This is a genomic window from Rhodanobacteraceae bacterium, assembly GCA_024234055.1.
Lineage (GTDB): Bacteria > Pseudomonadota > Gammaproteobacteria > Xanthomonadales > SZUA-5 > JADKFD01.
The window spans coordinates 1-26,029 of the sequence record JACKOW010000005.1 but is presented as its reverse complement, the minus strand read 5'-3'; the positions used below and the strand labels follow the sequence as shown (position 1 = coordinate 26,029).

At 64.9% G+C, this 26,029-nt stretch carries 18 protein-coding genes; 6 read left to right on the top strand and 12 right to left on the bottom strand.

Translation table 11 applies throughout. From position 1 onward, the window contains the following. Positions 1-151: 151 nt before the first annotated feature. The 6 genes from H7A19_10700 to H7A19_10675 form a co-directional block, all read right to left on the bottom strand. Entirely contained in the window at positions 152-5,026 is a 4,875-nt protein-coding gene (locus H7A19_10700) for a carboxypeptidase regulatory-like domain-containing protein (protein ID MCP5475292.1), read from the bottom strand. Between the two features lie 214 nt (positions 5,027-5,240). Then, positions 5,241-7,142: a VWA domain-containing protein gene (locus H7A19_10695; GenBank protein ID MCP5475291.1), complete on the bottom strand. Its 1,902-nt coding sequence runs from the start codon at positions 7,140-7,142 to the stop codon at positions 5,241-5,243. Positions 7,143-7,439: 297 nt separating this feature from the next. After that, the gene (locus tag H7A19_10690; protein MCP5475290.1) at positions 7,440-8,435 is read right to left on the bottom strand and encodes a hypothetical protein; all 996 of its coding nucleotides are present in this window, start codon (positions 8,433-8,435) and stop codon (positions 7,440-7,442) included. Positions 8,436-8,568: 133 nt separating this feature from the next. Next, the gene (locus tag H7A19_10685) at positions 8,569-10,143 is read right to left on the bottom strand and encodes an AAA family ATPase (protein MCP5475289.1); all 1,575 of its coding nucleotides are present in this window, start codon (positions 10,141-10,143) and stop codon (positions 8,569-8,571) included. A 173-nt stretch (positions 10,144-10,316) separates the two neighbouring features. Next, the gene (ruvC, locus tag H7A19_10680) at positions 10,317-10,832 is read right to left on the bottom strand and encodes a crossover junction endodeoxyribonuclease RuvC (GenBank protein MCP5475288.1); all 516 of its coding nucleotides are present in this window, start codon (positions 10,830-10,832) and stop codon (positions 10,317-10,319) included. 47 nt (positions 10,833-10,879) lie between these two features. After that, positions 10,880-11,620 carry a YebC/PmpR family DNA-binding transcriptional regulator gene (locus tag H7A19_10675; GenBank protein MCP5475287.1) on the bottom strand — a complete coding sequence of 247 codons (741 nt, stop codon included), beginning with the start codon at positions 11,618-11,620 and terminating at the stop codon, positions 10,880-10,882. A gap of 259 nt (positions 11,621-11,879) precedes the next feature. On the opposite strand from H7A19_10675, the gene H7A19_10670 reads away from it, so the two are divergent. Then, entirely contained in the window at positions 11,880-12,434 is a 555-nt protein-coding gene (locus H7A19_10670; protein ID MCP5475286.1) for a phosphoribosyltransferase, read from the top strand. A gap of 377 nt (positions 12,435-12,811) precedes the next feature. Here H7A19_10670 and putA read toward each other — a convergent pair whose 3' ends face one another. Further along, positions 12,812-15,964 (bottom strand): bifunctional proline dehydrogenase/L-glutamate gamma-semialdehyde dehydrogenase PutA, encoded by a 3,153-nt coding sequence (gene putA / locus H7A19_10665; GenBank protein ID MCP5475285.1) that lies wholly within the window; start codon positions 15,962-15,964, stop codon positions 12,812-12,814. Positions 15,965-16,503: 539 nt separating this feature from the next. Between putA and H7A19_10660 the strand changes: the two genes are divergently transcribed. From H7A19_10660 to H7A19_10640, 5 genes are all read left to right on the top strand, one after another. Continuing rightward, a complete protein-coding gene (locus tag H7A19_10660) occupies positions 16,504-17,061 on the top strand; it encodes a DUF2244 domain-containing protein (GenBank protein MCP5475284.1) in 558 nt (185 codons plus the stop codon). Continuing rightward, on the top strand, positions 17,058-17,918 hold the full coding sequence (gene coxB, locus H7A19_10655) for a cytochrome c oxidase subunit II (protein ID MCP5475283.1): 861 nt from the start codon (positions 17,058-17,060) through the stop codon (positions 17,916-17,918). Before H7A19_10660 ends, coxB begins: the two co-directional genes overlap by 4 nt. A 42-nt stretch (positions 17,919-17,960) precedes the next feature. Continuing rightward, the gene (gene ctaD, locus H7A19_10650) at positions 17,961-19,598 is read left to right on the top strand and encodes a cytochrome c oxidase subunit I (protein ID MCP5475282.1); all 1,638 of its coding nucleotides are present in this window, start codon (positions 17,961-17,963) and stop codon (positions 19,596-19,598) included. Positions 19,599-19,716: 118 nt separating this feature from the next. Next, positions 19,717-20,301 (top strand): cytochrome c oxidase assembly protein, encoded by a 585-nt coding sequence (locus tag H7A19_10645; GenBank protein MCP5475281.1) that lies wholly within the window; start codon positions 19,717-19,719, stop codon positions 20,299-20,301. 46 nt (positions 20,302-20,347) lie between these two features. Next, the gene (locus H7A19_10640) at positions 20,348-21,217 is read left to right on the top strand and encodes a cytochrome c oxidase subunit 3 (GenBank protein ID MCP5475280.1); all 870 of its coding nucleotides are present in this window, start codon (positions 20,348-20,350) and stop codon (positions 21,215-21,217) included. Between the two features lie 713 nt (positions 21,218-21,930). On the opposite strand, the gene H7A19_10635 is transcribed toward H7A19_10640, so the two are convergent. From H7A19_10635 to H7A19_10615, 5 genes are all read right to left on the bottom strand, one after another. After that, positions 21,931-22,731, bottom strand: coding sequence for a putative DNA-binding domain-containing protein (locus H7A19_10635; protein MCP5475279.1), 801 nt, complete (start codon positions 22,729-22,731; stop codon positions 21,931-21,933). Beyond that, on the bottom strand, positions 22,703-23,572 hold the full coding sequence (locus tag H7A19_10630) for a DUF692 domain-containing protein (protein MCP5475278.1): 870 nt from the start codon (positions 23,570-23,572) through the stop codon (positions 22,703-22,705). Before H7A19_10630 ends, H7A19_10635 begins: the two co-directional genes overlap by 29 nt. Positions 23,573-23,595: 23 nt before the next feature. Beyond that, a complete protein-coding gene (locus H7A19_10625; protein MCP5475277.1) occupies positions 23,596-24,009 on the bottom strand; it encodes a hypothetical protein in 414 nt (137 codons plus the stop codon). 182 nt (positions 24,010-24,191) lie between these two features. Further along, a complete protein-coding gene (gene rlmM, locus H7A19_10620) occupies positions 24,192-25,484 on the bottom strand; it encodes a 23S rRNA (cytidine(2498)-2'-O)-methyltransferase RlmM (protein MCP5475276.1) in 1,293 nt (430 codons plus the stop codon). Between the two features lie 274 nt (positions 25,485-25,758). Next, on the bottom strand, positions 25,759-26,029 hold a 271-nt coding region (locus H7A19_10615; GenBank protein ID MCP5475275.1), incomplete at its 5' end, for an acyl-CoA dehydrogenase C-terminal domain-containing protein.

Sequence of the window (26,029 nt, the reverse complement as noted above, 5' to 3'; positions counted from 1 at the left end):
AGCCCCGCTGAGCGGCTTCGCCGCACAACGGGCTACGAAGCAGCGCTTTGGCTTTGTAGCCCGAACTGCGCGCAGCGCTGTCCGGGCGGTGACGCGCCGGAGCACCGCCTGGCGCTGCGCCCTGGTCGGCCAGGGCGCAGCGCATGGACAGCTACTCGAAGCCGTTGGCAAACACCGGATCAGGCAGGGTCAGCACAAAATCGATATTGCCGATCTGGGCCGATGCCGGAACGGCGATCGGCGTGCCGCTCAGCGGATTGCAGCCACTGCCGCAGACGGCGCCACCGAACAGGCGGTCCTGAAGTCCGAGGTTGTTGCGGGTGCGGGCGTAGTAGTTGCCTGCCGGCAGACCCTTGACGGCATACACGCCTTGCGAATTGCTGGTGGCCGTGCCGGCCAGACGCCCGGCGCTGTCGTAGATGTCGACGCCGACCAGTTGCAGCGGCTGGCCGGCGCCATCGCGCACTGTGCCGGTCAGACCCAGTCCGGCGGTGGCCAGGTTGAAGTCGATGCCGGTGACTGGCGCAGTGCTGACATTGATCGCCGTGCCGCTGGTGACATTGCAGGCCAGCAGGCAGTTCTGGCCGTTGTACAGGCGGTTGACGTAGCCGTTGCCGGCGCCGCGACTGACGCCATTGGCAGTGGCCGCGTAATAGGTGCCCGAGGGCAGGCTGCCTTCGCTGAGATATTGGCCGGCGCCGTTGGTGATGGCCTGGCCGACAGCGGCGCCACTGCTGTTGAAGAAGTACACGGTCACACCTGCCAATGGGGCGTTGCTGCCGGCATCGCGCACGGTGCCTGCGATGGTCTGGCCGGTAGGCAGGCGCAGATTGATGTTGGCCGGCCCGGTGTTCACCGCCCCCGGCGTGCGCGTGCTGCTGAGCACGATCGGGGTGCCCAGTGCAGCCACATTGCAGGCGCCGGCCGGGCAGGGCACGTTGGCATAGAGCTGATCGACCAGGCCCGAGCTGTTGCGGATCAGCACGTAGTAAGTGCCATTGGCGACGCCGTTGAACTCCCACACGCCGTTGCTGATCGGCGTGCTCGCGACTTCGGCGCCGGTGGCGTCCAGCAACAAGGCGGTGCCGGTGGGCAGCGGATTGTTGAAGGTGTCGCCGGCGGTGCCGGAGATGGTGCTGCCCGGGGTCAGCGCGAAATTGATGCCGGTGATCGGTGCCGCACCGAGCACGATCGGCGTACCGGACAGCGCCAGGCAGGGCGTGGGGGTGCAGGAAATGCCGCTGTGCACCTGATTGACGAAGCCCGACAGATTGGCCGTGCGCAGGCGGTAGGTGCCCGGCTGCAAGCCGGCGATCGAGTAATCGCCGCTGGCGTTGGTTTGCGTCTGGCCGGCGATGAAGCCGCCGGTATCGAAAGCCACCACCCGCGCCAGCGCGATGCCGGCGCCGCCGACAGCATTGGTCACGCGACCGCTGATCGAACTGCCGCCGGTCAGCGTGAAATCGACCAGACCGGTGCCCAGGCCCGAACTGACCGGGACTGCCGTGCCGCTCAGCACATCGCAATAGCCGCTGCAGGGCAGGGCATTGAAGACCTGGTCGACAAAGCCGAGCGATTGCTGCGTGCGCACGAAGAAGTTGCCGCTGGGCAGCGTATCGATCTGGTAATTGCCGGAGGCGTTGGTGGAGATCTGCCCCACCGGAATGCCGAGGCCGTTGTAGACCTGCACCGTGGCGCCGACGATGGGCGCAACCGGCCCGGACTTGACGGTGCCACTGATCGAGCCGCCGCTGTTGAGCACGAAGTTCTGGCCGCTCAGGGTGGTTCCTGCCGTCAGCGGGATCGCGCTGCCGTTGAGGCCGTTGCAGGCAGCCGGGCAGGGCGTCGACGGAAAGGCCAGATCGATGAAACCGGTCGATCCGCGGGTCACCATGTGGTAGCTGCCCGCTGCCAGGCCATCGAAGCGATAGACACCGGCGCCATTGCTGGTGCTGGTCAGGGCCACGGCACCGCTGGCGGCGAGCAACTGCACCGTGATGCCGGAGATGGGCGCGCCGCCGCTGGCGGCGGTGATGGTGCCGGTGATGGCAGCGGGCGTGGCCAGGGTCAGATCGGCGGTGAACGATGAGGTGGTCGGCGGCGCCAGATCGATGGGAGTGCCCAGGCGCACCTGACAGGCGTTGCCCACGCAGGATTGTGCGCTGAACAGATCATCGGCACGGCCCAGGGTGTCACGGGTGCGCACGTAGTAGCGACCGGCCGGCAAGCCCGAGAAGGTGTACAGGCCAGCGGCGTCGGACGAACTGGTGCGGAGCAGGTTGCCGATGGCGCCGTAGAGTTCGACCGGCACATTGGCGGCGGGCGCTGCACCCAGCCTGACCGTGCCTTGCAGCGTGGCCGAGAGATCCAGCGCGAAGTCGATGTTGGCGGTGGTCGCCGAGCCGGACACTACCACGGCAGTTCCGTCGAGCGGGTTGCAGAAGGGGTCGCAGACGATGTTGTTGTAGGCCTCGTCCAGATAGCCCAGCGCATTGGTGGTGGTGACGAAGTAGCTGCCGGGCGACAGCCCATACACCTGGTAGCTGCCGCCGACCACGCTCTTGGCCACGCCGGAGAGCCGCCCGGCGCTGTCGTAGACCTTGATGTCGACGCCAGCGATGGGAGTCCCGCCGCTGCTGGCCGAGACCTGCCCCGAGATGCTGCCTCCCTTGACCAGCGCGAAGTCGATGCCGGTGGTATCGACGCCGGTCACCGTGAAGCCGGTGCCGGTGGTGATGCCGCAGCTGCCATAGGGGCAGCTCAGGCCGTTGTAAGCCTGATCGACATAGCCAAAGCCGTAGCTGAAGTTGTTGCGCAGCAGGAAGGTGGCCGCATACAGCGTCGTGCCCGCGGTGAAGCCGGTGCGCGAATAGTAGTTGCCGGCGCGATCCACTTGAGCGAAACCGGCATAGTTGTCGAGGGTGTTGTTGAAGCCAATGCCGCCGCAGCCCCCCAGGCCCGTCGCGGGGTCATAGGCGCGGCAATCGGGTGGATTGCCGGCGTCGCTGACCGTACCGCGAACCAGCGCGCCGCGCGGCATGATCACGTCGATCGTGGACAAGGTGCTGCCGGTGGTGGCGAACAGTGGTGGCAACACCGATTGATCGCAGCCGCCGCGCGGACAGGGCGTGCCGCCGAAGGCGGTGTCTACAAAACCGATCGCCGAGGTGCTGGCAAAAACGCCCTTGTAGATACCCGGTGCCAGCCCGGTGGCCGTGTACGAACAGGCGACGGGTGTCGATGTGGTCGGCGGCGTGCAGTTCAGGAAGGCTGCCTGGGCGTAGGTGCTGTTGCCATTGAACAGCTCGATGCGCATGCGATTGCGCAAGGCCGGTGCGCCAGTCAGTCCATCGGTGATGGTGCCGGTGATGCTGCCGCCACGTTGCAGACTGAAATTGACCGTGGCGCTGCTGCCGGGGCCGGCCGCGGTGATCGTGACCGGCGTGCCGAATTCGTCACATCCCAAGCTCGGGCACACCACATTGCCATTGTAGGTGAGCACATAGTTGGCGCTCCGGGCATCGGCGCTGACGTAGTACACACCTGGCGGGATGCCGCGGATCGTGTAGTTGCCGCCGGCGTCGGTGTAGCCCGCGCCCACGCCGCCCAGGGCGCTGTTGTAAACGCCGATGGAGACATCCTGAAGGGGCGTGCCGGTACCGCTTTCCAGCACTTGGCCGCTGATGGTGCCGAGGATCGGCAGCGTAATTTGGGGCAGTGTCTGGGGGGTGCCGGCGACAACGGTGATCGGTGCACTGGCACTCAGGGGCTCGCAGATCGCTCCCGGGCAGTAGCTGCTGGGGAAGGCGACCTGGCCATGCGTGCTGGAGATCGGCAGAAAGCTCACCGGATCGGTGCTGGCCGGCCCAGCCAGCAGACGGTAGGTGCCGGCGCGGAGCGCGGGGAAGCTGAAGTTGCCGCTGGCATCGGCCTGGGCGTAGGTGATCGTGTAGCGATCGTCCGAATACAGTGCGATCTGGGCAAAGGGCACCACAGCGCTGGCGCTGTCGTTGACATTGCCACTCAGCGAGGCGGCAGTTTCCAGTGCCAGATTGGTGGCACCGACACTGGCTCCTGCTGCGACGGTCACCAGGGTGGACGGAACAAAGGGGCAGTCATCCGCGTTGCAGGGCACGTTCCCCAGCGCCGCACCGATCAGGCCAGTGGGCGCGTAGGCTTCGGCATAGACCCGGTAGGTGCCGGGCGGAAGGCCGGTGATCGCATAGCTGCCATCCACGGCAATGACGGAAGTGCCACTGGTGTTGCCATCCAGGCGCACGGCGCGGACGTAGCCGTCAGTGACCGGCGTGCTGTCGCTGGCTCGCCGAACCACGCCACTGATGCCCGCTCCGACGGACAACTGGAAATCGATGCCGGTCACCGGCGTGCCGGTCAACAGCGGAATCACAGTGCCGAAATAGCCTGGACAATCGAAGCCGTTGTCGCAATCCAGTCCGTCGTAGACCTTGATCCTGTAGCCAGTGCCGGAGGCCGGCAGGGTGGCGCTCGACCCCTGCGCGCGAACCACGTAGTTCCCGGGCGGCAAGGTCAGTGTGTAGTTGCCACTGGCATCGGTATTGGCTGCAGACACCACACCAGAACCGCCCACCGAGATACCCAGGCTGAATTCGAAGGCGCGCACCAGCACATTCTGCAGCGGTGCGCCGCCGGCCGCTGCCGTGACCGTCCCCGAAATCGTGGTTAGCGCCGAGGGCGCGCGCGGGTCCACCGTCACCGCCGCCGGGACCGCTTCCAGCATCTCGGTGGCCATCTGCAGGCGCTGCTGACTGACCGGGTTGAGCTTGATCTCGCCACGCTCGGCCGCCAATTGCAGCCTGGCAATTTCGGTCAGCTGACGATCGATCTCGGCTTTCGTTCCGGGGCGGTCGGCACCACGTTCGGCAATCTGCTCTGCCTGCCGTAGCAGACGCGAAGCGCTGGCATCGGTGAGAGTCTGGGCGGACAGCTGCGCACAGGCGCAAGCCAGCCCGATCAGCAAGCTGATGGACTTGAGAAATCTGGGCATTGGAGGTCCTCTGTCTACAGGCCAAAGATCACCACAAGCTCGCACGCGGCAAGCCATCCGCGGGCATCGTGCAGCGTCATCGTGGCGTCAGTCTACGCGCACAGTGACTAACGGATGTGAGGCCAATCTGAGGCCATCAGCGAGCCAGGATTCTCGGGCACTGCAACGCCGACCCCAACCCAAGGCCCTGGATCAGGATGCAGTCATCGTTCTGTTAGCCCTCAGCGGGCCCATAATGCCGGCGCGCAAAGGCCTGGGCGAAGCCGAGCAGATCGGGGAGCGTCGCTACCGGGCTGATCAGCCAGCCCTGTTCCTCGCGGGCGCGGGCCAGCCAGCCGAAGGCGCCAGCTTGCCAGTTGTTGCGGGTCTTGGCGCGATCCCAGTCGGCGGGGATGTTCAGCGCCAGTGTGCCGCCGCCGGCTGCCTGCTTCAGCGCCCTGGCACAGACTTCGATACCCGGCGTGCCGCGTTCGTCGGGCGAATCGAACATGGTCGAGGCACCGTCGTCGGAGACCACCAGGATGTGCGTGGGATGTCTCAGTTTCACCCGGCCAGCATGGGTCTCGCGCAACGTCGGCAGCGGGAACTGGGTGCCGCCGCCGTAATAACCGGTGAGCACCCGCAGGCAGTCCTCGGCCGAACGCACAAAGCCCTTGGTGCTGGTGACTTCGCGGCGGCTGGCCCAGAGCGTGACCTGCACCGCCGCACCGGCGCGCAGGGCTGACAGACAGATCACGGCGCCGGCCAGCGCAGGCCAGGACAACTGCCGACGCGGATCGGGCATCGATCCGGAACTGTCGACATAGACGTCCAGATCGAGTGGCCGCGTGGCGCTGTCGAATCCCGGTTGGGTGCCATAGCGGCGCTGCACCGTGGTCAGCCCCGGGATCGGTACCGGACTCAGTACCAGGCTCTCGCGCCAGTCGATCTGATCAATGGGATCGCCTGCTTCCCAGGGGTCCAGGCCCTCGGGCAGGGGATCCTCGCTGTGCTGCGCCGGCAGGCTGGGGAAGGGCACCAGATAAGGCCGAGCGCGTTCGCCGTAATAGCGAATGGCGGCATCCTGGGCGTCCAGGGTCAGGCCGGCGAGTCGCAGCAGTTCGCCGTACTGGAAGGGATCGCGGGCCTGCCCGGTGCCGGACTTGGCTTTGCTCTGGCCGGGCTTGCCGGTCTTGCCGGGGTCGTCCTCGACCGGGGCATCGTCGGCCAGCGCGTCGTCGGCGCCCGGGTGCCGGATGTCCTCGAATTCTTCAGGGTCCATGTCAGTCATGCCCTCTGGCTGACCGCCGCGACCGGCGTCCTTGGTGTCCATCAGCGTCTGCAGGCGCTCGCCGGCCTTGGCATCCTCGATCAGATAGGGCAGCACCAGCACGGCGAAACGACCCACGCCGGCCAGCCAGTGGCGGGCGTGGTGACGCACCAGACGCGAAGCCAGACGGGCATCGACTTCGATGTCGAGCGTGTCCGCGCTGGCTGCGTCGGCGGCGTTGTCCTGGGCAATCCTGGCCGAAGCCTGGCCGCTGTGGGATCCGGCAACGGCAGCCGGGCGGCGCGGCTCCCGCGGCGGCAGCGCCTTGCCGCAGAGGCTGCCGCGCTCCATGCCCCAGAGCAGCTCATAGATGCGCAGATACAGGATCCAGAGCTTGCTGGGTTCTCCGCGCTGATTGCCCCGCACCACAGCCTGCATCAGCTCGGGCATGCGCAGCCCGGCGCTGCGCATCAACCGATCGTTGATCAGCAGATCGGTGTAGAGATTGGCGATCATCGGCGCGTGCTGGGTCACCGTCGGCAGCGCCGGCAACATCCGCGCCAGCGAGCGGGTGTGATCGGTGATCGAGGCCGGCGCGTAGACGTGATGACCGATCTCGTGCGCCAGCACCTCGACTGCATAGTTCTCGATGCCGAGCTCACGCACCTGCTGCAGATCGATGACCACGGTCTGGTCCACCAGCCGGATCATCGCAAAGCTGCCGGTCAGACCCTCGGCGGCCGCAGCCTTGGAGGTGTCCAGCAGCAGTGGCGCCTTCAGCCGGGTGTAAGGGCTCCAGGCCGCCAGCGCGTCGGGGAAGGCGGCAGACCAGCGTTCGGCCAGTGGCCGGGTCTCAGGCTTGGACACGGGAAAGTCGCGACTGCAAGGCGAAATGCCGGGCGGGATTCTCTGTGGGAGCGGGCTTCGCCCGCGATCGCTCCCTTTCGCAATGACGCCAGGTCATGGCTGGAAGGCGAGGCCGGACCGATAAAGATGACTCACAACAAGACCCGGCCAGAGAGCCGTCCAGCACGAAGCGTGTTCGACCAGACCGAGAGCGATCGCGGGCAGAGCCCGCTCCCACAGTGAGGCGCGTTGCTGCTTGACGCGCCGCGTTCCTGCTCCTCCCTTTTCCTTTTTCCATTTCCCCTTTCCCCGCTCCACTCACGCCAAGGCGATCAAGGTCGCCGCATGCGACCAGGCATGGGTGACCACCAGCGTGTCGGCGGTATGGGCGGCGCTGGTGATGGCGCCGCGCTCTTCGAAGGCGAAGGCGCAGTCGGGGCCGGTCAGCGTGCCGCCGTCGATACGCCAGCCTTTGGGCAAGCGCTGTGCCGCGAGCAATTGACCGTCGCCGTGGGCCTGGACATTGGCGCCGTAGGCATCGGCGTAAAGACTGAAGCGGGCGCTGCCCGAATCGAGCAGCAGTTCGCCACCAATTTCGCCGGCCAGCGGCGGTTCTTCAAAGCGTCCGCCGAAGCCGACGAAGGCGCCGACCTGGCCGACGACTCTGGGCGCAGCGCCGACATCCGGTCGGTCCGGCCGATACCAGCGTTCGGCATGCAGCCGCACCAGCATGCTTTCATGCCAGTTCTCCGGCACCACGCCCAGGGCCAGGGCGAGCAACTCGCGATCCAGACTGCGCGCCCGCTCCAGCGCACTCGATCGATAGTGCGCCAGACCATGGCGCCAGGCAGCCACCTGTCCGGCGCGCAGCAGATCGTCAGGGTTGCGGGCGCGGCTTGCCAGTTCGGCCAGTGTCAGCAGCCAGTCATCGCCGCCGCCGTGCGCCGACCAGTGGCTCAGCGCATTGGCGGTCGAGATGATCAGCGCCTGCGGCTGTTGCGCCAGCAGGGCCGGTGCATGTTCGGCCAGCAGTTCCCAGCCACTGACCACGCTCGGCGCCCGCCCGCCGGGGCCGATCCAGCGCTGGCCCAGCAGCGCCAGCGAAGTGTCGTAGAGGGTGTCTACCAGAGCCGGAACCGCGCCGGTATCGATACGCACGACACGCTCGACAATGGCATTCACCGAACCCTCGAGCAGCGCCGAAAACGCGGCTGCGTCCAGCCCCGGATAGCGCTGTTGCGCCAGCGCAAAGCGCCGGTTGAACTCGGAGCGACCGCCGCGCAGGACGTCGGTGAAGGCGGGGGTCAGGGGCATGGCTGCCGCCGAGGGCACATCCTGCGAGGGCACGAGGGCGAGAGGGCACGAGGGCACGCGAACAGCCAAAGCGAAGCGCGCTCCGCTCTCGCGTGCCCTCGTGCCCTCGCGCCCTCGTGCCCTCGCATGCCTTTCATCCCTGCACCAACCAATGCAGATAGTTCGTGTATCGCTGGTGCAGGGATTTCAGCAGCAGCAGATCATCGTGCAGTGGTCCATAGATCTTGCCGCCCTTGGCAATCTGGGCAATCTGGCGCTCGATGCGGGCCAGGCGCTTGCGCACCTCGGGCTCTTCCACGCCTTCCAGGCCGCGCTGCAGTTCGGCGGCGAGATCGGCCACCGGATCTTTCGCATCCAGTTCCAGGCGGTCGTATTCCTGGCAGCTGGCATCGAAGAGATGGCGCAGCCAGCCGATGCGGTCGCTGCGGAAGCCGGTATTGCTGGCGGCCTGGAAGAAGGGCGAATCCAGATCGGGCTTGAGCTTGTCGTTGAGCACGAAAGGCAGGACCTGGCGCAGATCGTCGAGCTCCACCTCCTCGTTGCCGCGAAACCAGGCCATGGCCTTGGCGTAGCTGATCAGGGTCATCAGATTGCGCACCGACAGGCCGTTGCGGGTGTGGCAGCCCAGGTCCTTCAGCCGGTCACGACCATCGTCCTGCGCGGTCAGCCAGTTCCAGTCGGTGCCGGCCAGTCGCGCCGTGTCCTTGCTCTTGTACTCGAACTGGTCGCCGGCTACATCCATGTATTCGAACTGGCTGGCAAAGAACTCCAGCCGCCGGCGCACCGGGGCCGACATCGGCACGGCGCGCACCTCCTTGCCCATGCGCCGCATCTCGTCCTCGTTGAAGATGATCTCGCGCGGGACGAACTCCTCTGGTCGAGCGTCCTCCTCGATCCGGGTCAGCAATTCGCCGAGGAAGCGCGGGTTGAAAGCCAGCGCCTGCACGATCACATCGATACGATCACGCAGCGCCTCGATCACCTGGTAGGTGCCGCCACCCTGATCGTCATTGGCGGTCAGATACCAGGCCGCTGGCGGGCACTCGTAGATCTGGTCGAACTGCTCGGCGTAGTTGTCGCCCATCAGCGTCAACAGCGCACTCTGGGTGCGCGTGGGGATGCGGTTGTATTCGTCGATGATCTTCACCCGCATCGCCAGCCACGAGCGCCAGGCCACCCGCACCTTGGCAATGCTGTCGGCGTTGATCAGATCGGAGGGCAGTGGTTGCCCAAGCAGATCGGCCACGGTCATCTGCGGCTGGCCGCGCTGCATGCCGCGGCGCACCTCGCGCACCGGATAGCCGGCGAGTACTCCCATCAGCACCGCGCTGGCAGTCTTGCCGCGACCGGGTCCGCCGATGAACAGGCATTTGCGCTGGGTCGCAAAGGTCAGCAAGGGCAGCAGCACGAAGCTGGAATAGCTCTGCGCGCTGGGCAGTGTCAGCCGTGCCTTGCGATCACCCAGCAGGTACTCCTGCGGCGGGCCATCCAGATACTCGATGTCGTAGTGCGGCGAAATGATCGCGGTGTTGACGATCCAGAAGTAGGCCTGGCGCAGCTTCTCGTCCAGCGGCAGCGCCTGCGCCTCGGTCTCGGCCACCACATCGGCCGGGCCGCGATACAGATCAGCCACATCGAAATGCCGCGGCGCCTGCGTGGGCTTGGGGTTGGTCGGCGCCGCCGACAGCCGCTGGAACAGTTTGAGCACCGGTGATTACCCCTCAGGACTGCTGCTGCAATATGCCATGGGCAGGGGGCAGGGGGCAGGGGGCAGGGGGCCAACCTCGACGCATGATCTGACCGTGCCGCGACGTGGGTCCCCTGCCCCCCGCCCCCTGTTTGATGCGCGAATAAGCGCACCGCCAGGGGCGACCGGGTCTCTTATCTAAACAACTTCGCCGGCAAGCCCAGCCTGCCGGCGGCCTCCCGCATGTGGGCATGGGTGATGGCCACGGCCAGGGCATCGGCGGCGTCGGATTGCAATTGGCCCTGCAGCGTCAGCAGGATGCCGACCATGTATTGCACCTGGGCCTTGTCGGCGCCGCCCGATCCGACCACCGAGTTCTTGATGTGGCGCGGCGCGTACTCGCTGACGGGCAGGCCGGCATTGACGCAGGCGCAGATAGCGGCGCCGCGGGCCTGGCCGAGCTTCAGTGCCGATTGCGGATTCTTAGACAGGAACACGGTTTCCACGGCCGCCTCGTCGGGCCGGAACTCGGCGATGACTGCGCTGACGCCATCGAAGATGTCCTTCAGGCGCAGCGGGAAATCCTCGTCGGAGGTCTGCACGAAGCCGTGGTGCAGGTGCTTGAGCTGGCCGCGGCTGACCGTGATCAGGCCGATGCCGGTGCGGCGTGATCCGGGGTCGATGCCAAGAATGCGAGTGGGCAAGGGCAGGGTTCCGATGGGGCGTGCTGCACTCTACGGCATGCCGGGGACGGCGATCACTGCCAGGCCTCGGCCGGCAGGTCGGCATTGCTGTAGACGTTCTGCACATCGTCCAGCTCTTCCAGCCATTCCAGCAGCCTGGCGACGGCTACCGCCGTCTCACCTTCCACGCTGACATCAATTGCGGCACGCATGCGCACCTCGGCCTGATCCGGGGCGGCGCCATGTTCGCGCAGGAAGCGGACGGCCGCCTCGAAGACGTCTGGGCTGGTCAGCACATCAATCGACCCGTCTTCTGGATAGACCACGACATCGTCGGCACCGGCCTCGATGGCAAGATCCGTGATCCGCGCCTCATCGGCGCCTGGGGCAAAGGACAACACGCCCTGCTTGGAGAACAGATAGGCCACCGAACCATCGGTGCCGAGATTGCCGCCGAACTTGCTGAAGGCATGCCGCACATCGGCCACGGTGCGCTGCTTGTTGTCGGTCATGCAGTCGACCAGCACCGCCACGCCGCCCGGCGCGTAGCCCTCGTAGCGCAGTTCCTCGTAGTTGACGCCTTCCAGCTCGCCGCTGGCCTTCTTGATGGCGCGCTCGATGTTGTCCTTGGGCATGGAGTTGGCAAAAGCCTTGTCCATGGCCGCGCGCAGGCGTGGATTGCCGGCCGGATCGGCGCCGCCGGTGCGTACCGCGACATGAATCTCGCGCACGAGCTTGGTGAAGATCTTGCCGCGAACCGCATCCTGCTTGCCCTTGCGGTGCTGGATGTTGGCCCATTTGCTGTGGCCGGCCATGGCGTGTAGCTCCGGGGATGAAATGAGGGGGCAACATTATACGGGGCGGGGGAACGGGACAGGGGTGCTTCGCCTGTGGGAGCGGCTTCAGCCGCGATCCGCCGTTGCCAACGCGGTGGGCGCGTCTAGAGCCGTCGCGGCTGAAGCCGCTCCCACAGTTACGGCGGCAGACCTGGGATGTATCAACCGACAACCGACAACCGACAATCAGACCCAAGCCCTTATCATCCAGGCTCCCGCACCTGCCCCCGAGTAACCCATGACCGAAGTCGCCGGACAGCGTTTCCGCCTTTACAACGCCGCCGACCTGGAGGCCGTGATGACGCGCATGGCGCGGCAGACACTGATGCTGCTGGATCCGGAGCAGCCGACGGTGGTCGTGGGTGTGTTGCGTCGTGGTGCACCACTGGCGGATCGGCTGGTGGCGGCGATCGCCGCGCTGAACCCGGGATTCCAGGTGGAACGACTGGATCTCAAGGTCAAACGCTATTCCGATGATCTGCGCCTGTTGCATCCGGAAACCCGCCTGGACGCGCCAGAAGCCGGCTCACCTAGCGTCAGGGATCGTCAGGTGCTGGTGATCGACGATGTGCTCTACCAGGGCTATTCGCTGTTCCGGGTGCTCGAATTCCTGCGTGCCGAGGGCGCCAGCACCATCCGTTCGGCGGTGCTGGCTGACCGCTGCGTGGCCCGGGTGCCGGTCATTGCCGACGTCATCGGCGTGCGCCTGCAGATTGCGCCTGGGGACGTCGTGGAATGCAGCGTGCCGCCCTACGAGGCCGAGTTTGCCGTGGATGTGCTTCGGCCGGATTGAGGCGGGAACTGCAGCGGGGCAGCAAGAGCGTGCCTGGGAGCTAGGCCGCGGTGATCGGTACCTGATGCTGCGGCAACGAAGCCTCCGTAGGTCACGTTGGCCGCGCAACGGCCAACGTGACGCGGTGAAGCGGCAAGACCAGCGATAGTCGCTTTGATCGGGTAGCCTCGCGTCGCCATGTCACGTAGTCGCGCGAGCAACGTGACCTACGATTTCCCGCGCTCACTTTCCCGTCTTCCAGAGTTGAGCTGCGGTTTCACGGGAAAGCGATCGCGGGCAGAGCCCGCTCCCACCGGAAAAGCGACGCAGCCACCAGTTTGCGCCGGAGCCAGCTCTTCCCTTTTCCTTTTCCCCTTTTCCTTTTTCCCGCTCCTGACCTATTCCGCCTGCGCCAGCAGCGTGGCGTTGCCGCCCACGGCTGCGGTGTTGATGGTCAGCGTGCGCTCGGTGGTGAAGCGGTGCAGATAGTGCGGGCCGCCGGCCTTGGGGCCGGTGCCGGACAGGCCTTCGCCGCCGAAGGGCTGCACGCCGACCACGGCGCCGATCATGTTGCGGTTGACGTAGCAATTGCCGGCCCGGATCTTCTGCTGGATCTGCTCGACGGTGCCGTCGATGCGGCTGTGGATGCCCAGGGTCAGGCCGTAGCCGGTCGCGTTGATCTCGTCGAGGATGCGGTCCAGATCGCGCGACTTGTAGCGGATCACGTGCAGCACCGGGCCGAAGATCTCGCGCGGCAGGCGCTTGAGGGAATCGATCTCGAAGGCATGTGGGGCAAAGTAGCAGCCATGGGCGTGGGCCTCGCCCAGCTCCAGCCTCTTGATCAGCTTGCCTTCGGTCTTCATGCGTTCGGCGTGGTCGAGCAGGATCTTGCGGGCGTCCTCATCGATGACCGGACCGATGTCGGTGGACAGCAGACCCGGATCGCCGAGCTGGAGTTCATCCATTGCACCCGCCAGCAGTTTCAGCGTGCGCTCGGCCACGTCTTCCTGCAGGAACAGGATGCGGGTGGCGGAACAGCGCTGGCCGGCCGAGCCAAAGGCGCCGGAAATGGCGTCCTTGACCAGTTGCTCCGGCAGCGCCGAGGAATCCGCAATCAGCGCGTTCTGGCCGCCGGTCTCGGCAATCAGCGTGGCGATGGCGGCATCGCGTCCGGCCAGCGCCCGGTTGATCAGCCGCGCGGTTTCGGTCGAGCCGGTGAAGGCGACGCCGGCGACACGCGGATCGGCGGTCAGGCGGGCACCCACGGTGGCGCCATCGCCGGGCAGCAACTGCAGCACTTCGGTCGGAATGCCGGCTTCGTGCAGCAGCTGGGTAGCGCGATGGGCGACCAGATTGGTCTGCTCGGCCGGCTTGGCGATCACGGTGTTGCCGGCCACCAGGGCTGCGGCCACTTGCCCCGCAAAGATCGCCAGCGGGAAGTTCCATGGGCTGATGCAGACGAAGATGCCGCGGCCGTGCAGGAACAGCTGGTTGGACTCGCCGGTCGGGCCGGGCAGGGTTTTCGGGGCAAATTCGCGGCGCGCGCACTGTGCGTAGTAACGACAGAAATCGATGGCTTCGCGGACTTCGGCAATGCCGTCGGGAATGGTCTTGCCAGCTTCGCGCGTGCACAGCGCGATCAGCTCGGCGCGGTGGGTCTCCATCAGATCGGCGGCGCGTTCCAGCATCAGCGCCCGGCGTTCCACCGGCGTGGCATCCCATCCGGGCTGGGCCTTGTGGGCGATGTCCAGAGCCTTTTCCACCAATGCGGCATCGGCCGGCACCCATTGGCCGATCACCCGGCGGCGATCAGCTGGATCGGTGATGGGCAGGGGCGCGGCGGCGCTTGACGAGCCCGGCACCAGCGGCTCTGCGCGCAACTGGCCGAAACGAACGCCCGCGGCCTCGTCGATCAGGGCGCGCAACTCGCGCTCCTGTGCCAGATTGATGCCGCGCGAATTCTGGCGGTCGCTGCCGTACAGGTTGAGTGGCAGCGGTATCCGCGGATGGGCCTTGGGCTCGGTGGCGGCAACCACATCGTTGGGATGCTGGATCAGATCGTCCACGGCCACATCTTCATCGACGATGCGGTTGACGAAGGAACTGTTGGCGCCGTTCTCCAGCAGCCGCCGCACCAGATAGGGCAGCAGATCCTCGTGCGAACCCACCGGCGCGTAGATGCGGCAGGCGGCGTTCAGGCGCTCGGCCGGAATCACCTCGGCATAGAGGTCTGCCGCCATGCCGTGCAGGCGCTGATATTCGAAGGGTTGGCCCTGAGCCAGATGGTGGATGGCGGCAATGGTGTGGGCGTTGTGGGTGGCGAACTGCGGATAGAGCACGCCGCCATGCGCCAGGATGCGCTTGGCGCAGGCCAGATAGGACAGATCGGTGTTGGGTTTGCGCGTGTACACCGGGTAGCCGGAATAGCCATCGATCTGGGCGCGCTTGATCTCGCTGTCCCAATAGGCGCCCTTGACCAGGCGCACATTCAGCAGCCGGCCGCTGCCGCGGGCCATGTCCGCCAGCCAGTCGACAGCGCCGATGGCGCGCTTCTGATAGGACTGCAGTGCCAGTCCGAAGCCGTTCCAGCCCTCCAGTGAGGGATCGCAATGTACCTTGGCGATCAGTTCCAGCGACAACTCCAGTCGATCGGCCTCTTCGGCGTCGATGGTCATGGGGATGCCCTGGGCCTTGGCCAGTTGAGCCAGCTCCAGGATGCGCGGAGTCAGCTCGGCCAGTACGCGGGCGCGCTTGGCGCGCTCGTAACGCGGGTGCAGCGCCGACAGCTTGACCGAAATGCTGGGTGCCGCGATCACATCCGGGAAGGGGCCGCGCTTGCCGATGGCAAGAATGGCGGCACGGTAGCTCTGCATGTAGCGCTCGGCATCAGCGCCAGTCAGCGCCGACTCGCCGAGCATGTCGAAGGAATGCCGATAGCCGCGCTGATCCTTGTCCTCGGCGCGCTTGAGGGCTTCGTCGATGCTGCGGCCCATGACGAACTGGTGCCCCATGATGCGCATGGCCTGGCGGGTGGCCAGGCGCACCACCGGTTCGCCGGAGCGGCTGATCAGGCGCTTGAAGGCGCCGAAGAAATTGCGCTTGGTGTCCTCGCCGATGCGCACCAGCTTGCCGGTGAGCATCAGTCCCCAGGTGCCGGCGTTGACCAGCAGGCTGTCGCTCTTGCCGGCATGAGCCTCGAAATTGGCCTCGCCGAGCTTGTCGGAGATCAGCTTGTCGGCGGTGTCGGCATCCGGAATGCGCAGCAGCGCTTCAGCCACGCACATCAACAGCACGCCTTCCTCGCTGGACAGGTCGTACTGACGCATGAAGGACTCGACCGGGCTCTGATCAGCCTTGCGTGCACGCACCCGCCGTACCAGATCTGCGGCGGTGTCGTGGATACGGGACTTCAGATCGGCGTCCATCTCTGCCACCCGCAGCAGATCGGCCACGGCTTCGGCCTCTTCGCGGGCATAGTGTTCCGCCAGTCTCAGCAGGGCTGGATCGGCATCGGAGGGCGCATCGCGGAGCAGGGCGAGTTCTGGGTTCATGGCAGGGTCGGGCACCCGCTCGGGGCGGCGGGATATCCGGGGCGCAGTCTACGACCAGAAGGGCGCGGTTGTTTGCGCAAAAGCGACGTTCATGGTCGCCAATTCAGCTGGCGCAGGGGCTGCGGGCCGGGGGTCAAGGCCATCGCGAGTCGAAGGAATCGGCCAGACAATGCCCGCGGCCCATGATCCGTCGACCGCAGGAGCGCCCTCGTGGCGCGACCGGCGACGCGGCGATCCTGTCCTGAGGCAGGTCCTGGCCGGGAGCTGGACGCGGAGTACGCAAAGGAAAAGCAGAGAGAACGCGAAGAAGAGCGTCCAGATCCTCATGACGCATCAACGACGTGGGGCATCGCCACAAGCCGAGAGCCGCTCCCTACCGCCACACAAGGCGAGATTCGCGGCTCGATTCGGTGCCCCAGCCCTATTCCGCCGAGCCCGGCCGCCTTCACCTCCCGCATTTTTCGCAACTTCGACAGCTCTGACGTTAGAGTCTCGTTGCCCCCCAACATCGCCGGCGGGTAAACTCCACGGGTTTTCAGATGCACAAGGCAACCCCAACCAGCGTGAACGAGCCGCTCAGCGAGAAGCAGCTGGACGGAGTGGTGGAGATCATCGCCAGGCCAAACCGCTCGGCGTCTCCGGCCACCATGTTGGGTGTGTTTGCAGCACTGGCATTTTCGGTGCTGATGGTGTCCTTGTTCAGCTATCTGCAGGGTAATGTCTGGGCGCCGCTGTTTGCGCTGGCCGATCTGGCCCTGGTGGCGGTCTGTTTCAGGTGGGTGTGGCGCCGGGGTGAGGACTACGACTGCATCCGGATGGATTCGGAGCAGATCGCGATCGAATCGCGCCGCGGGCCCCAGGCACGTACGGTCAGTTACCAGACCGGATGGGCCAGGGTCTGGTCGGAGCTCAATCGACGCGGCGATGGCAGCAATGTCTTTGTCGGTTCACACGGCAGGCGCACGGAAGTGGGAAGCTTTCTGATCGATGCGCAACGGGCGCACCTGGAAGCGCTGATCAAGATGAGGCTGGGGCGGGCTCGATTGGGCCCCGGTCATGAAGGATTCGAAAACGTGGCAAGAGGACATACGGCATGAAGCGGCAACTTGGGCAAATCGCCGGCACCGGGCTGGCGCTGCTGGTGACGACGGCAGCAATGGCCAATCCGGAACCCTGGCAGCTCAACATGACACCGGGCGTGACGTCCAGCAGTCAGGATGTCTATCACCTGCACATGCTGATTCTGGGCATCTGCGTCGTCATCGGCATCGTGGTCTTCGGTGCCATGTTCTACGCCATGTTCAAATTCCGGAAATCCAAGGGTGCGGTCCCGGCCAAATTCAGCCACAACACCACGGCCGAGGTGATCTGGACGGTGATTCCCGTGGCCATCCTGCTGGTCATGGCCTGGCCGGCGACCCATACGCTGGTCAAGATGGCTGACACCGGCGACGCCGAGTTCACGGTCAAGGTCACCGGTTACCAATGGAAATGGCGCTATGAGTACCTCGGTGAAGACGTCAACTTCATGAGTTCGCTGACGCGCGCCGCCGACGAAGCGCGGCAGCTGGGTTCGGGCATCGACCCGAATACCGTCGACAACTATCTGCTCGACGTCGACAACCCGCTGGTGATCCCGACCGGTGCCAAGGTGCGCTTCGTGATCACCGCCGACGACGTCATCCACTCGTGGTGGGTGCCGGCCCTCGGCTGGAAGCAGGACGCCATCCCCGGTTTCATCAACGAGGCCTGGACCCAGGTCGATCAGCCCGGTGTCTATCGTGGCCAATGCGCTGAACTGTGTGGCAAGGACCACGGCTTCATGCCCATCGTGGTGATCGCCAAACCGCGCGCCGAGTTTGACGCTTGGCTGGCCGAGCAGAAATCGGCCAAGGCACCCGCCGCGGGCACTGTGGCCCAAAGCGAACCCGTGCCGCCGATCACCAAGAGCTGATTGATCGACCTCGTCCCCCATTTGATTTAGCGGAGTACAGCCATGGCTCACCACGGCGAACACACACACGATACGCACGACGGTCACGACGATCATGACCACAAGCCCAGCGGCTTCTTCGAGCGCTGGTTCTGCGGCACCAATCACAAGGACATCGGTACGCTGTACCTGATCTTCTCGCTGGTGATGTTCCTCATCGGCGGGTCGATGGCGCTGGTGATCCGCGCCGAGCTGTTCCAGCCCGGATTGCAGCTGGTGCAGCCTGATTTCTTCAACTCGATGACCACCATGCACGCGCTGGTGATGATCTTCGGTGCCGTCATGCCGGCCTTCGTCGGTCTGGCCAACTGGATGATCCCGATGATGATCGGCGCGCCGGACATGGCGCTGCCGCGCATGAACAACTGGTCCTTCTGGATCATGCCCTTCGCCTTCACGCTGCTGCTGTCGACGCTGTTCATGCAAGGCGGCGGTCCGGCCGGCGGCTGGACGCTGTATCCGCCGCTCTCGCTGCAGGGCGGCAACAACGTGGCTTTCGTGATCTTCGCCGTGCACATGATGGGTATCAGCTCGATCATGGGTGCCATCAACATCATCGCCACCATCCTCAACATGCGTGCGCCGGGCATGGATCTGCTGAAGATGCCGGTGTTCGTCTGGACCTGGCTGATCACCGCCTTCCTGCTGATTGCGGTGATGCCGGTGTTGGCGGGCTCCGTGACCATGCTGCTGACCGACAAGTATTTCGGCACCAGCTTCTTCAACGCTGCCGGCGGCGGTGATCCGGTGATGTTCCAGCACATCTTCTGGTTCTTCGGTCACCCCGAGGTCTACATCATGATCCTGCCGGCCTTCGGCGTGGCGTCGGAGATCATTCCCACCTTCGCCCGCAAGCCGCTGTTCGGCTACCAGGCCATGGTCTACGCAACGGCCTCGATCGCCTTCCTGTCCTTCATCGTCTGGGCCCACCACATGTTCACCGTGGGCATGCCGCTCGGAGGCCAGCTGTTCTTCATGTATGCCACCATGCTGATCGCCGTGCCCACCGGCGTGAAGGTCTTCAACTGGGTGGCGACGATGTGGCGGGGGTCGATGACCTTCGAGACGCCCATGCTGTTCGCGGTGGCCTTCGTGGTGCTGTTCACCATCGGTGGCTTCTCCGGGCTGATGCTGGCCATGGTGCCAGCTGACTTCCAGTATCACGACACCTATTTCGTGGTGGCCCACTTCCACTACGTGCTGGTGACCGGCGCGATCTTCTCGATCATGGCCGCGGTCTATTACTGGCTGCCGAAGTGGACTGGCCGCATGTACAACGAAACCCTGGGCAAGTGGCATTTCTGGACCTCGACGATCTTCGTCAATGTGCTGTTCTTCCCGCAGCACTTCCTGGGTCTGGCCGGCATGCCGCGGCGTATTCCGGACTACAACGTGGCCTTCACCGACTTCAACATGATCTCGTCCATCGGCGGCTTCGCCTTCGGCCTGTCGCAGCTGCTGTTCGTCTGGCTGCTGATCGATACCTGCGTGCTCAAGCGCGGCGTCAAGGCCACCGGCGGCGTGTGGGACAGCGCCCGCGGTCTGGAATGGACGCTGCCTTCGCCGGCGCCTTACCACTCCTTCAGCACGCCGCCGAAGATCGATGACAAGATGCTGGCGCATGGCGACGTGACGCATTGATGGCTGCTGATCTCAACCGCGATGCCCGCCGTCCGGCTGTACGCCGGACGGTGATTGTGCTCAGCGTCATTGCCTTCGGCCTGTATGCGCTGTTTTTCGTGCGGGCCCTGCTGCTGTCATGAGCGCAAGGACGGCCTCCAGCCATTCCGGCGTGATCCGGCGCATCCTGTGGGTCTGCGCCGCTTCCTTCGCCTTCTGCTTTGCCCTGATCCCGGTGTATTCGATCTTCTGCGAGATTACCGGGATCAACGGCAAGACCGGTCAGGTCAGCGCGGCAACGGCCACGCAGATGGCAATCGACGAGTCGCGAAGCATCACCATCCAGTTCGATACCTCGGTGAACGCGGGTCTGCCCTGGGCCTTCAAGCCCAAACAGAGTTCGATCAAGGTGCATCCGGGCGAAGTCACCGAAATGCTGTTCGAGGCGACCAATCTCAGCGATGCCGATCTCGTCGGTCAGGCGGTGCCCAGTGTGGCCCCGAATCGGGCGTCGATCTACTTCAGCAAGACCGAGTGTTTCTGCTTTACCGAGCAGCGCCTGGCGGCGGGCGAGACCCGCGACATGCCGGTTCGTTTCGTGGTCGATCCGGCCCTGCCGAAGAATGTCTCGGTGATGACACTGTCCTATACCTTCTATCTCAACGATCTGGCGACGACACGTCTGGCGCAGCACGGCGGCCTGACCGATAATCCTGGATTCTGAATCGGGCTTTCACGCCCACTTTGCTTTGTATTGACGGGGATTGCACATGGCTCAAGGCTCCGGTGCCTATTACGTACCTCACGGCAGCAAGTGGCCGATCATCGGATCGGTTGCGCTGTTCCTGTTCCTGGGCGGCGCTGCCTCGCTGGTCAACGAAGATCATGTCTTCGGCATGGTCAAGTTCTATCTGGGCCTGGCCCTGCTGTTGTTCATGCTCTTTGGCTGGTTTGGCGAGGTCATCAAGGAGAGCCTGGCTGGTTACTACAACTCGCAGGTGGACGTGTCCTTCCGCATGGGCATGGTCTGGTTCATCTTCTCCGAAGTGATGTTCTTCGCCGCCTTCTTTGGCGCCCTGTTCTACGCCCGCATCTTTGCCGTGCCATGGCTGGGCGGTGAGGGCGATGGATTTGCGACCAACCAGCTGCTGTACCCGGCGTTCGAGGCGGTTTGGCCGACCAATGGTCCAGGTGAAGTCGGTGGCAAGTTCGAGACCATTCCGGCCTGGGGCCTGCCGCTGCTGAACACGCTGATCCTGCTCACCTCCGGTGCCACCATCACCATGGCGCACTGGGCACTCAAGGTGGGCAAGCGCCGTGCCCTGGTCTGGTGGATGGCGGCTACGGTGGCGCTGGGCTGCCTGTTCCTGTACTTCCAGGCGGTTGAATACATCCACGCCTACCATGAGCTGGGCCTGACGCTGGGCTCGGGCGTCTATGGCAGCACCTTCTTCATGCTGACCGGTTTCCACGGCATGCACGTCACGCTGGGCACGATCATGTTGCTGGTGATCATGTTCCGCTGCATGGCCGGCCATTTCACCAAGGACAATCACTTCGCTTTCGAAGCGGTGGCCTGGTACTGGCACTTCGTGGACGTGGTCTGGCTGGGACTGTTCGTCTTCGTCTACGTGCTCTGACGAACGCGTCGACGCAACAACCTCGGGCCGCCTCAGGGGGGCCCGATCGTTCTCCGGATTGCAGTTCTTGTTGCCCGGGTAAGCCGCAGGCGCACCCGGGACCAGAGTCCGATCGTGCACAGCCCCAGGTGCGCTGCGCTTACCTGGGATACGTACAAAAGCCTCGTACACCGATGCCGTCGTAGAGCGGAGCTTGCTCCGCTGCTTCGGCTGGGCTTTGGCTCTTCACCTGATCGCTGACCTGAATGCCGGCACATCCTGCCGAGCAAGCTCGGCACTACAAAAGCCCTCGTACACCGATGCTGTCGTAGAGCGGAGCTTGCTCCGCTGCTTCGGCTGGGCTTGTGCGTTTCACCTGATCGCTCACCTGATCGCCCGCACATCCTGCCGAGCAAGCTCGGCACTACAAGAGCCTCGTACACCGATGCTGTCGTAGAGCGGAGCTTGCTCCGCTGCTTCGGCTGGGCTTGTGCGTTTCACCTGATCGCTGACCTGAATGCCGGCACATCCTGCCGAGCAAGCTCGGCACTACAAGAGCCTCGTACACCGATGCCGTCGTAGAGCGGAGCTTGCTCCGCTGCTTCGGCTGGGCTTGTGCGTTTCACCTGATCGCTGACCTGAATGCCGGCACATTCTGCCGAGCAAGCTCGTACAAGAGCCTCGTACATCGATGCCGTCCGAGCGGAGCTTGCTCGAGCTTGAGGCGCAGTGCCCTAGGCCGCTGACGCCCCTTCGGTGTGCCTTGTCCGCAGTCCGACAATGACATCGCGCTGCATCCAGCCGGTCAGCAGTGCTCTGGCGGGTTCGATCAGGGATTCGGGATCGGGATGGCTGATTTCAGCACCCAGGCGCATGACCAGTTCGCGGCCCGTGCAGCCTTCCACCTCCTGTACCAGCGCCAGCAGCCGCGCAGCCAGCGGTTCCAGTGACTGGAACTGCACCTTGTCGCCACGATTGCGATAGATCAGCAGCCAGGTCGGTTGCGCGGGAGGCTCGGTCGGCTGGAAATCGTCGCGGATCAGTTGCACCGGGAACTGGTAACCCAGCACCCAGGCCACCGGTGAGGACACGGGAATCAGCTCGATCGGATCCCCATCGCGGTGGTCGATCCTGACCTGAGCCAGATCGTCGCCATCCAGATCCAGCGCCAGTTCCACCCACTCCCAATGTGCAAGCTCATGCAGGAAGGGTCGCTGCGCCTGCCAGTGTTCGGGATGCTCGCCGAGAAAGCGCACGAACTCGCTGCCCAGTTCGTGGAACAGTGGCGTATGCGCGCCATGCTCGACATAGAAGCTGCGAACCAGACGGGGCCATTCCGGCCCGTCGAGTAGCCGCCGGATCACCGGGAAATTCCCCGCCAGCAGGCCCTGCAGGTTGTTGAACAGCAATTCGCGATAGATCTCTACCCGCCGGTCTTCGAGATCGGCCGGCGCCGGTTCTACCGCGGGATTGCGCAGATGCCGCGCAAAGGCCAGTTGAATCTGGTCAAACTGCGGCATGACGCGGGCGCGCACGCTGGGTCTGCATCGGCGCATTTTCATCCTGCACCTGGCGAACCTTGCCCAGTTCCACCAAGAGTTCCGGCAGGGGAGGAATATTGAAATCGCGCTCCAGCAAGGTTGCTCGACGGCCCAGGCGTTGATAGGTGTACGCCAGGAGCTCCCAGACCGGGTCAACGATGTCGGCACCATGGGTGTCAACGATCAGATCCGGCGCCTCGTTGTGGTGCCCGGCCACGTGCAGATAGGCCACCCGCTCTGCCGGAATCTGATCGATGAACTGGCGCGCATCGTAGCGGTGATTGACACTGTTCACGTAGACGTTGTTGACGTCCAGCAGCAGATCACAGTCGGCTTCGCGCACCACTCCAAGCAGGAATTCGGGTTCGCTGATCTCGCTGGCCAGCGGTGTGTAGAAAGAAGCGTTCTCCACCGCAATGCGGCGGCCGAGGATGTCCTGGGTGCGGCGCACGCGGGCGGCTACGTGCCGGAGCGCATCTTCGGTAAAGGGAATCGGCAGCAGATCGTAGAGATGGGCGCCGTCGCTGCACCAGCTCAAGTGCTCGCTGTAGAGCAGAATGCCGTGCTCGTCGAGAAAGCCCTTGAGGCGCTGCAGGAAGATTTCGTCCAGCGGATCCGGACCACCCAACGAGAGCGACAGACCGTGGGCGATGAAGGGATAGGCCTCGGTGTAGCGGCGGAAGGCCTTGCCCAGCCTTCCGCCGATACCCAACCAGTTTTCCGGAGCGATCTCGAAGAAATCGATGGCGGCCCGCAAATCGCCAGCCGCATCCAGTTCGGGCATCAGGCTGCGCCTGAGACCCAATCCAGCTGACAGCTGCTGCAGTTTCCGCATGATGCGCTCCTTCAGATCTCAGCTCAGGCGGCGCCGCCGCACTTGCCTTCGGCCTTGGCCTTGTCGCCACCGCACTTGCCTTCGCCGCACTTGCCTTCGGCCTTGGCCTTGTCGCCGCCGCACTTGCCTTCGCCGCACTTGCCCTCGGCCTTGGTCTTGTCAGCGCCGCACTTGCCCTCGCCGCACTTGCCCTCGGCCTTGGCCTTGTCGCCGCCGCACTTGCCTTCTTCGCCCTTGGCCTTGTCGGCACCGCACTTGCCTTCGCCGCACTTGCCTTCCGCTGCCTTCTCATCGCCCACCAGCATGTAGCCCTGGGCCAGGTCAGTGGCCTGCATGCCATTGCTGGTGCCGTTTCCGGCATAGGCGCCAAAGGCCAGAGTGCCCAGGAATGCCGCGCCCACTGCCAAGGAAACCGGCTTGATCATCTTGTTGCTCATGAGTTGAATCTCCGATCACATGATTGAATGCCCCGGTTGGGGGCGAGCTTGAAGCTGCCGCAGCAGCTCTCCCGCAGCCGATGGGATATCGGCGATGCAGACACTAAGCCTGCACCAGCCCGATGACAACCGCCTAACGGTTCTGCGTCAGCGTAGAAGACCGATGAAGGCAGCAGAATCTTTCAGCGCTTGCGCGCACGATTCCCTCGCGGCTTGCGCGAGCCTGGTGCTGGCGATTTCGCGCCCGGGGTTGATGGCCTGGCGCCTGCAGGCGCAGGCTTGCGGCCACTGGCTGCCCTGCCGGAGCGTTGTCCAGCCTTCTGTGGCGCGGCGTCGGCCGCTGTCTTGCGTGAGCCCTTGGCGGGTCTTGTCGGCGCTGCCGGCGACGGTTGCGAGCGGTTTGCTCGATTGGAATGATGGCTGCCGGCCGCTTCGCGCAGTTTCGGCAGCTGTACCCTGGCGCCGGGAATCACGGCCACGGTCAGCTCTTCACGGTCATGGTAGAGCTGACGGGCCCGCACCGAAAAACCCATGCCATGCAGTGGCTGCAGCACTGCCCTTGCCTTGTTCCAGGCGTCAAAGCGCTTCTTCATCGGCAGCTTGAGATTGAAGACCGCTGCCTTGCACCAACCCGATTGCAACCAGCGGACCATGAGTTCGGCCACCTTGCCCGGTTTCTCGACCATGTCGCAGACCAGCCAGTCGACCGGGCGCGGCGGGCGATAGCGAAAGCCGTCCTCGCGCAGATGCTGCACCAGACCGCTGTGAATCAGTGTCGGCGCCATGGGTCCATTGTCGATGGCGGTCACCCGAATCCGGCGCGCCACCAACTGGTAGGTCCATCCGCCTGGCGCCGCGCCCAGATCGACAGCGCCGCCGCCGGCGCCCAGCAAGTCGGCGCGTTCCTCCGCACTCATCAGCACCTGGAAGGCTTCTTCCAGTTTCAATGTGGATCTGGACGGCGCCTCTCGCGGAAATTTCAGGCGCGGAATCCCGCCGGCAAAGGCCGCTGCACCATCTGGCGGTGAACTGCCGACCAGCGCGTGGGTACCCGCCAACATCCATACCTGCGCCTGTGCCACTCCCGACGGATGGATCAGCTCGCCGAGGCGCGCCTGGAGAGCGCCTACCAGCGGCGCCAGTGGCTTGGTGGTTTCGCTGTCAGGGGTCAGCACCGTCAGCGCCGAGTAGGGCGACAGCGACCGCAGAGCAGCAGAGATCGGACTGACCCGATCCTTGACGCTCAGATCCCTGAGCTCGGCGGTCACCCGCATCAGATCCCGGGCAAACACCAGATCCGGCAGTCTCGGATGACCGCCGGCGGCGCGCACTCGCACCACCGCAGACTGTTCCGACCACACGCTGGCTGCCATCCCCTGTGCAGCGAACCAGGCCACCAGCTCATCCATCAGGTCAGGCTCAAAGCCGACCCGGCAGAGCAGAGCCAGTTCCGGCAGAGCAGTCGTGTCAGTCATCGCCATCATGCCTACGCTGGGAGCCGCAGCGTCGCTGCAACAGCCTTGATATTGCCCGAGCATCGGCCAGAAAGGGGCCAACCCGAATCAGCCGTTGCAGGTTGCGGGAAGCGGAAGAGCCTGTGCGGCGGTCTGCGGTAGCGACCATCCCTGTGGGACTTCGTCCGCGATGGCTCTTTGCTTGACTCCCGCCAATTCCGCGGCATCGCGGACAGAGTCCGCTCCCACAGCGGCTCAGCGACTGTAGGAGCGACCTCGCGTCGCGACCAGGCCCTCAGGCCAGCGCAGCCTCGACGCTGGTGGTCAGCGACTCGGCGCCCGCGCGCACGCCGGCGGCGTGGGTCAGGGTGCGTGGCAGCAGGCGGTCGAAGTAGAAGCGCACCGTCGCCAGCTTGGCTTCCTTGAACTCGGCGGTGCCGGCATAGCCGGCGCGAGTCGCGGCTTCAGCCTCGCGGGCCATGAAATAGGCCATGGTGACGTAGCCCGAATAGAACAGGTAGTCGACCGCCGCGGCGCCGATCTCCTCGGCATTCTGCGCGGCCTTC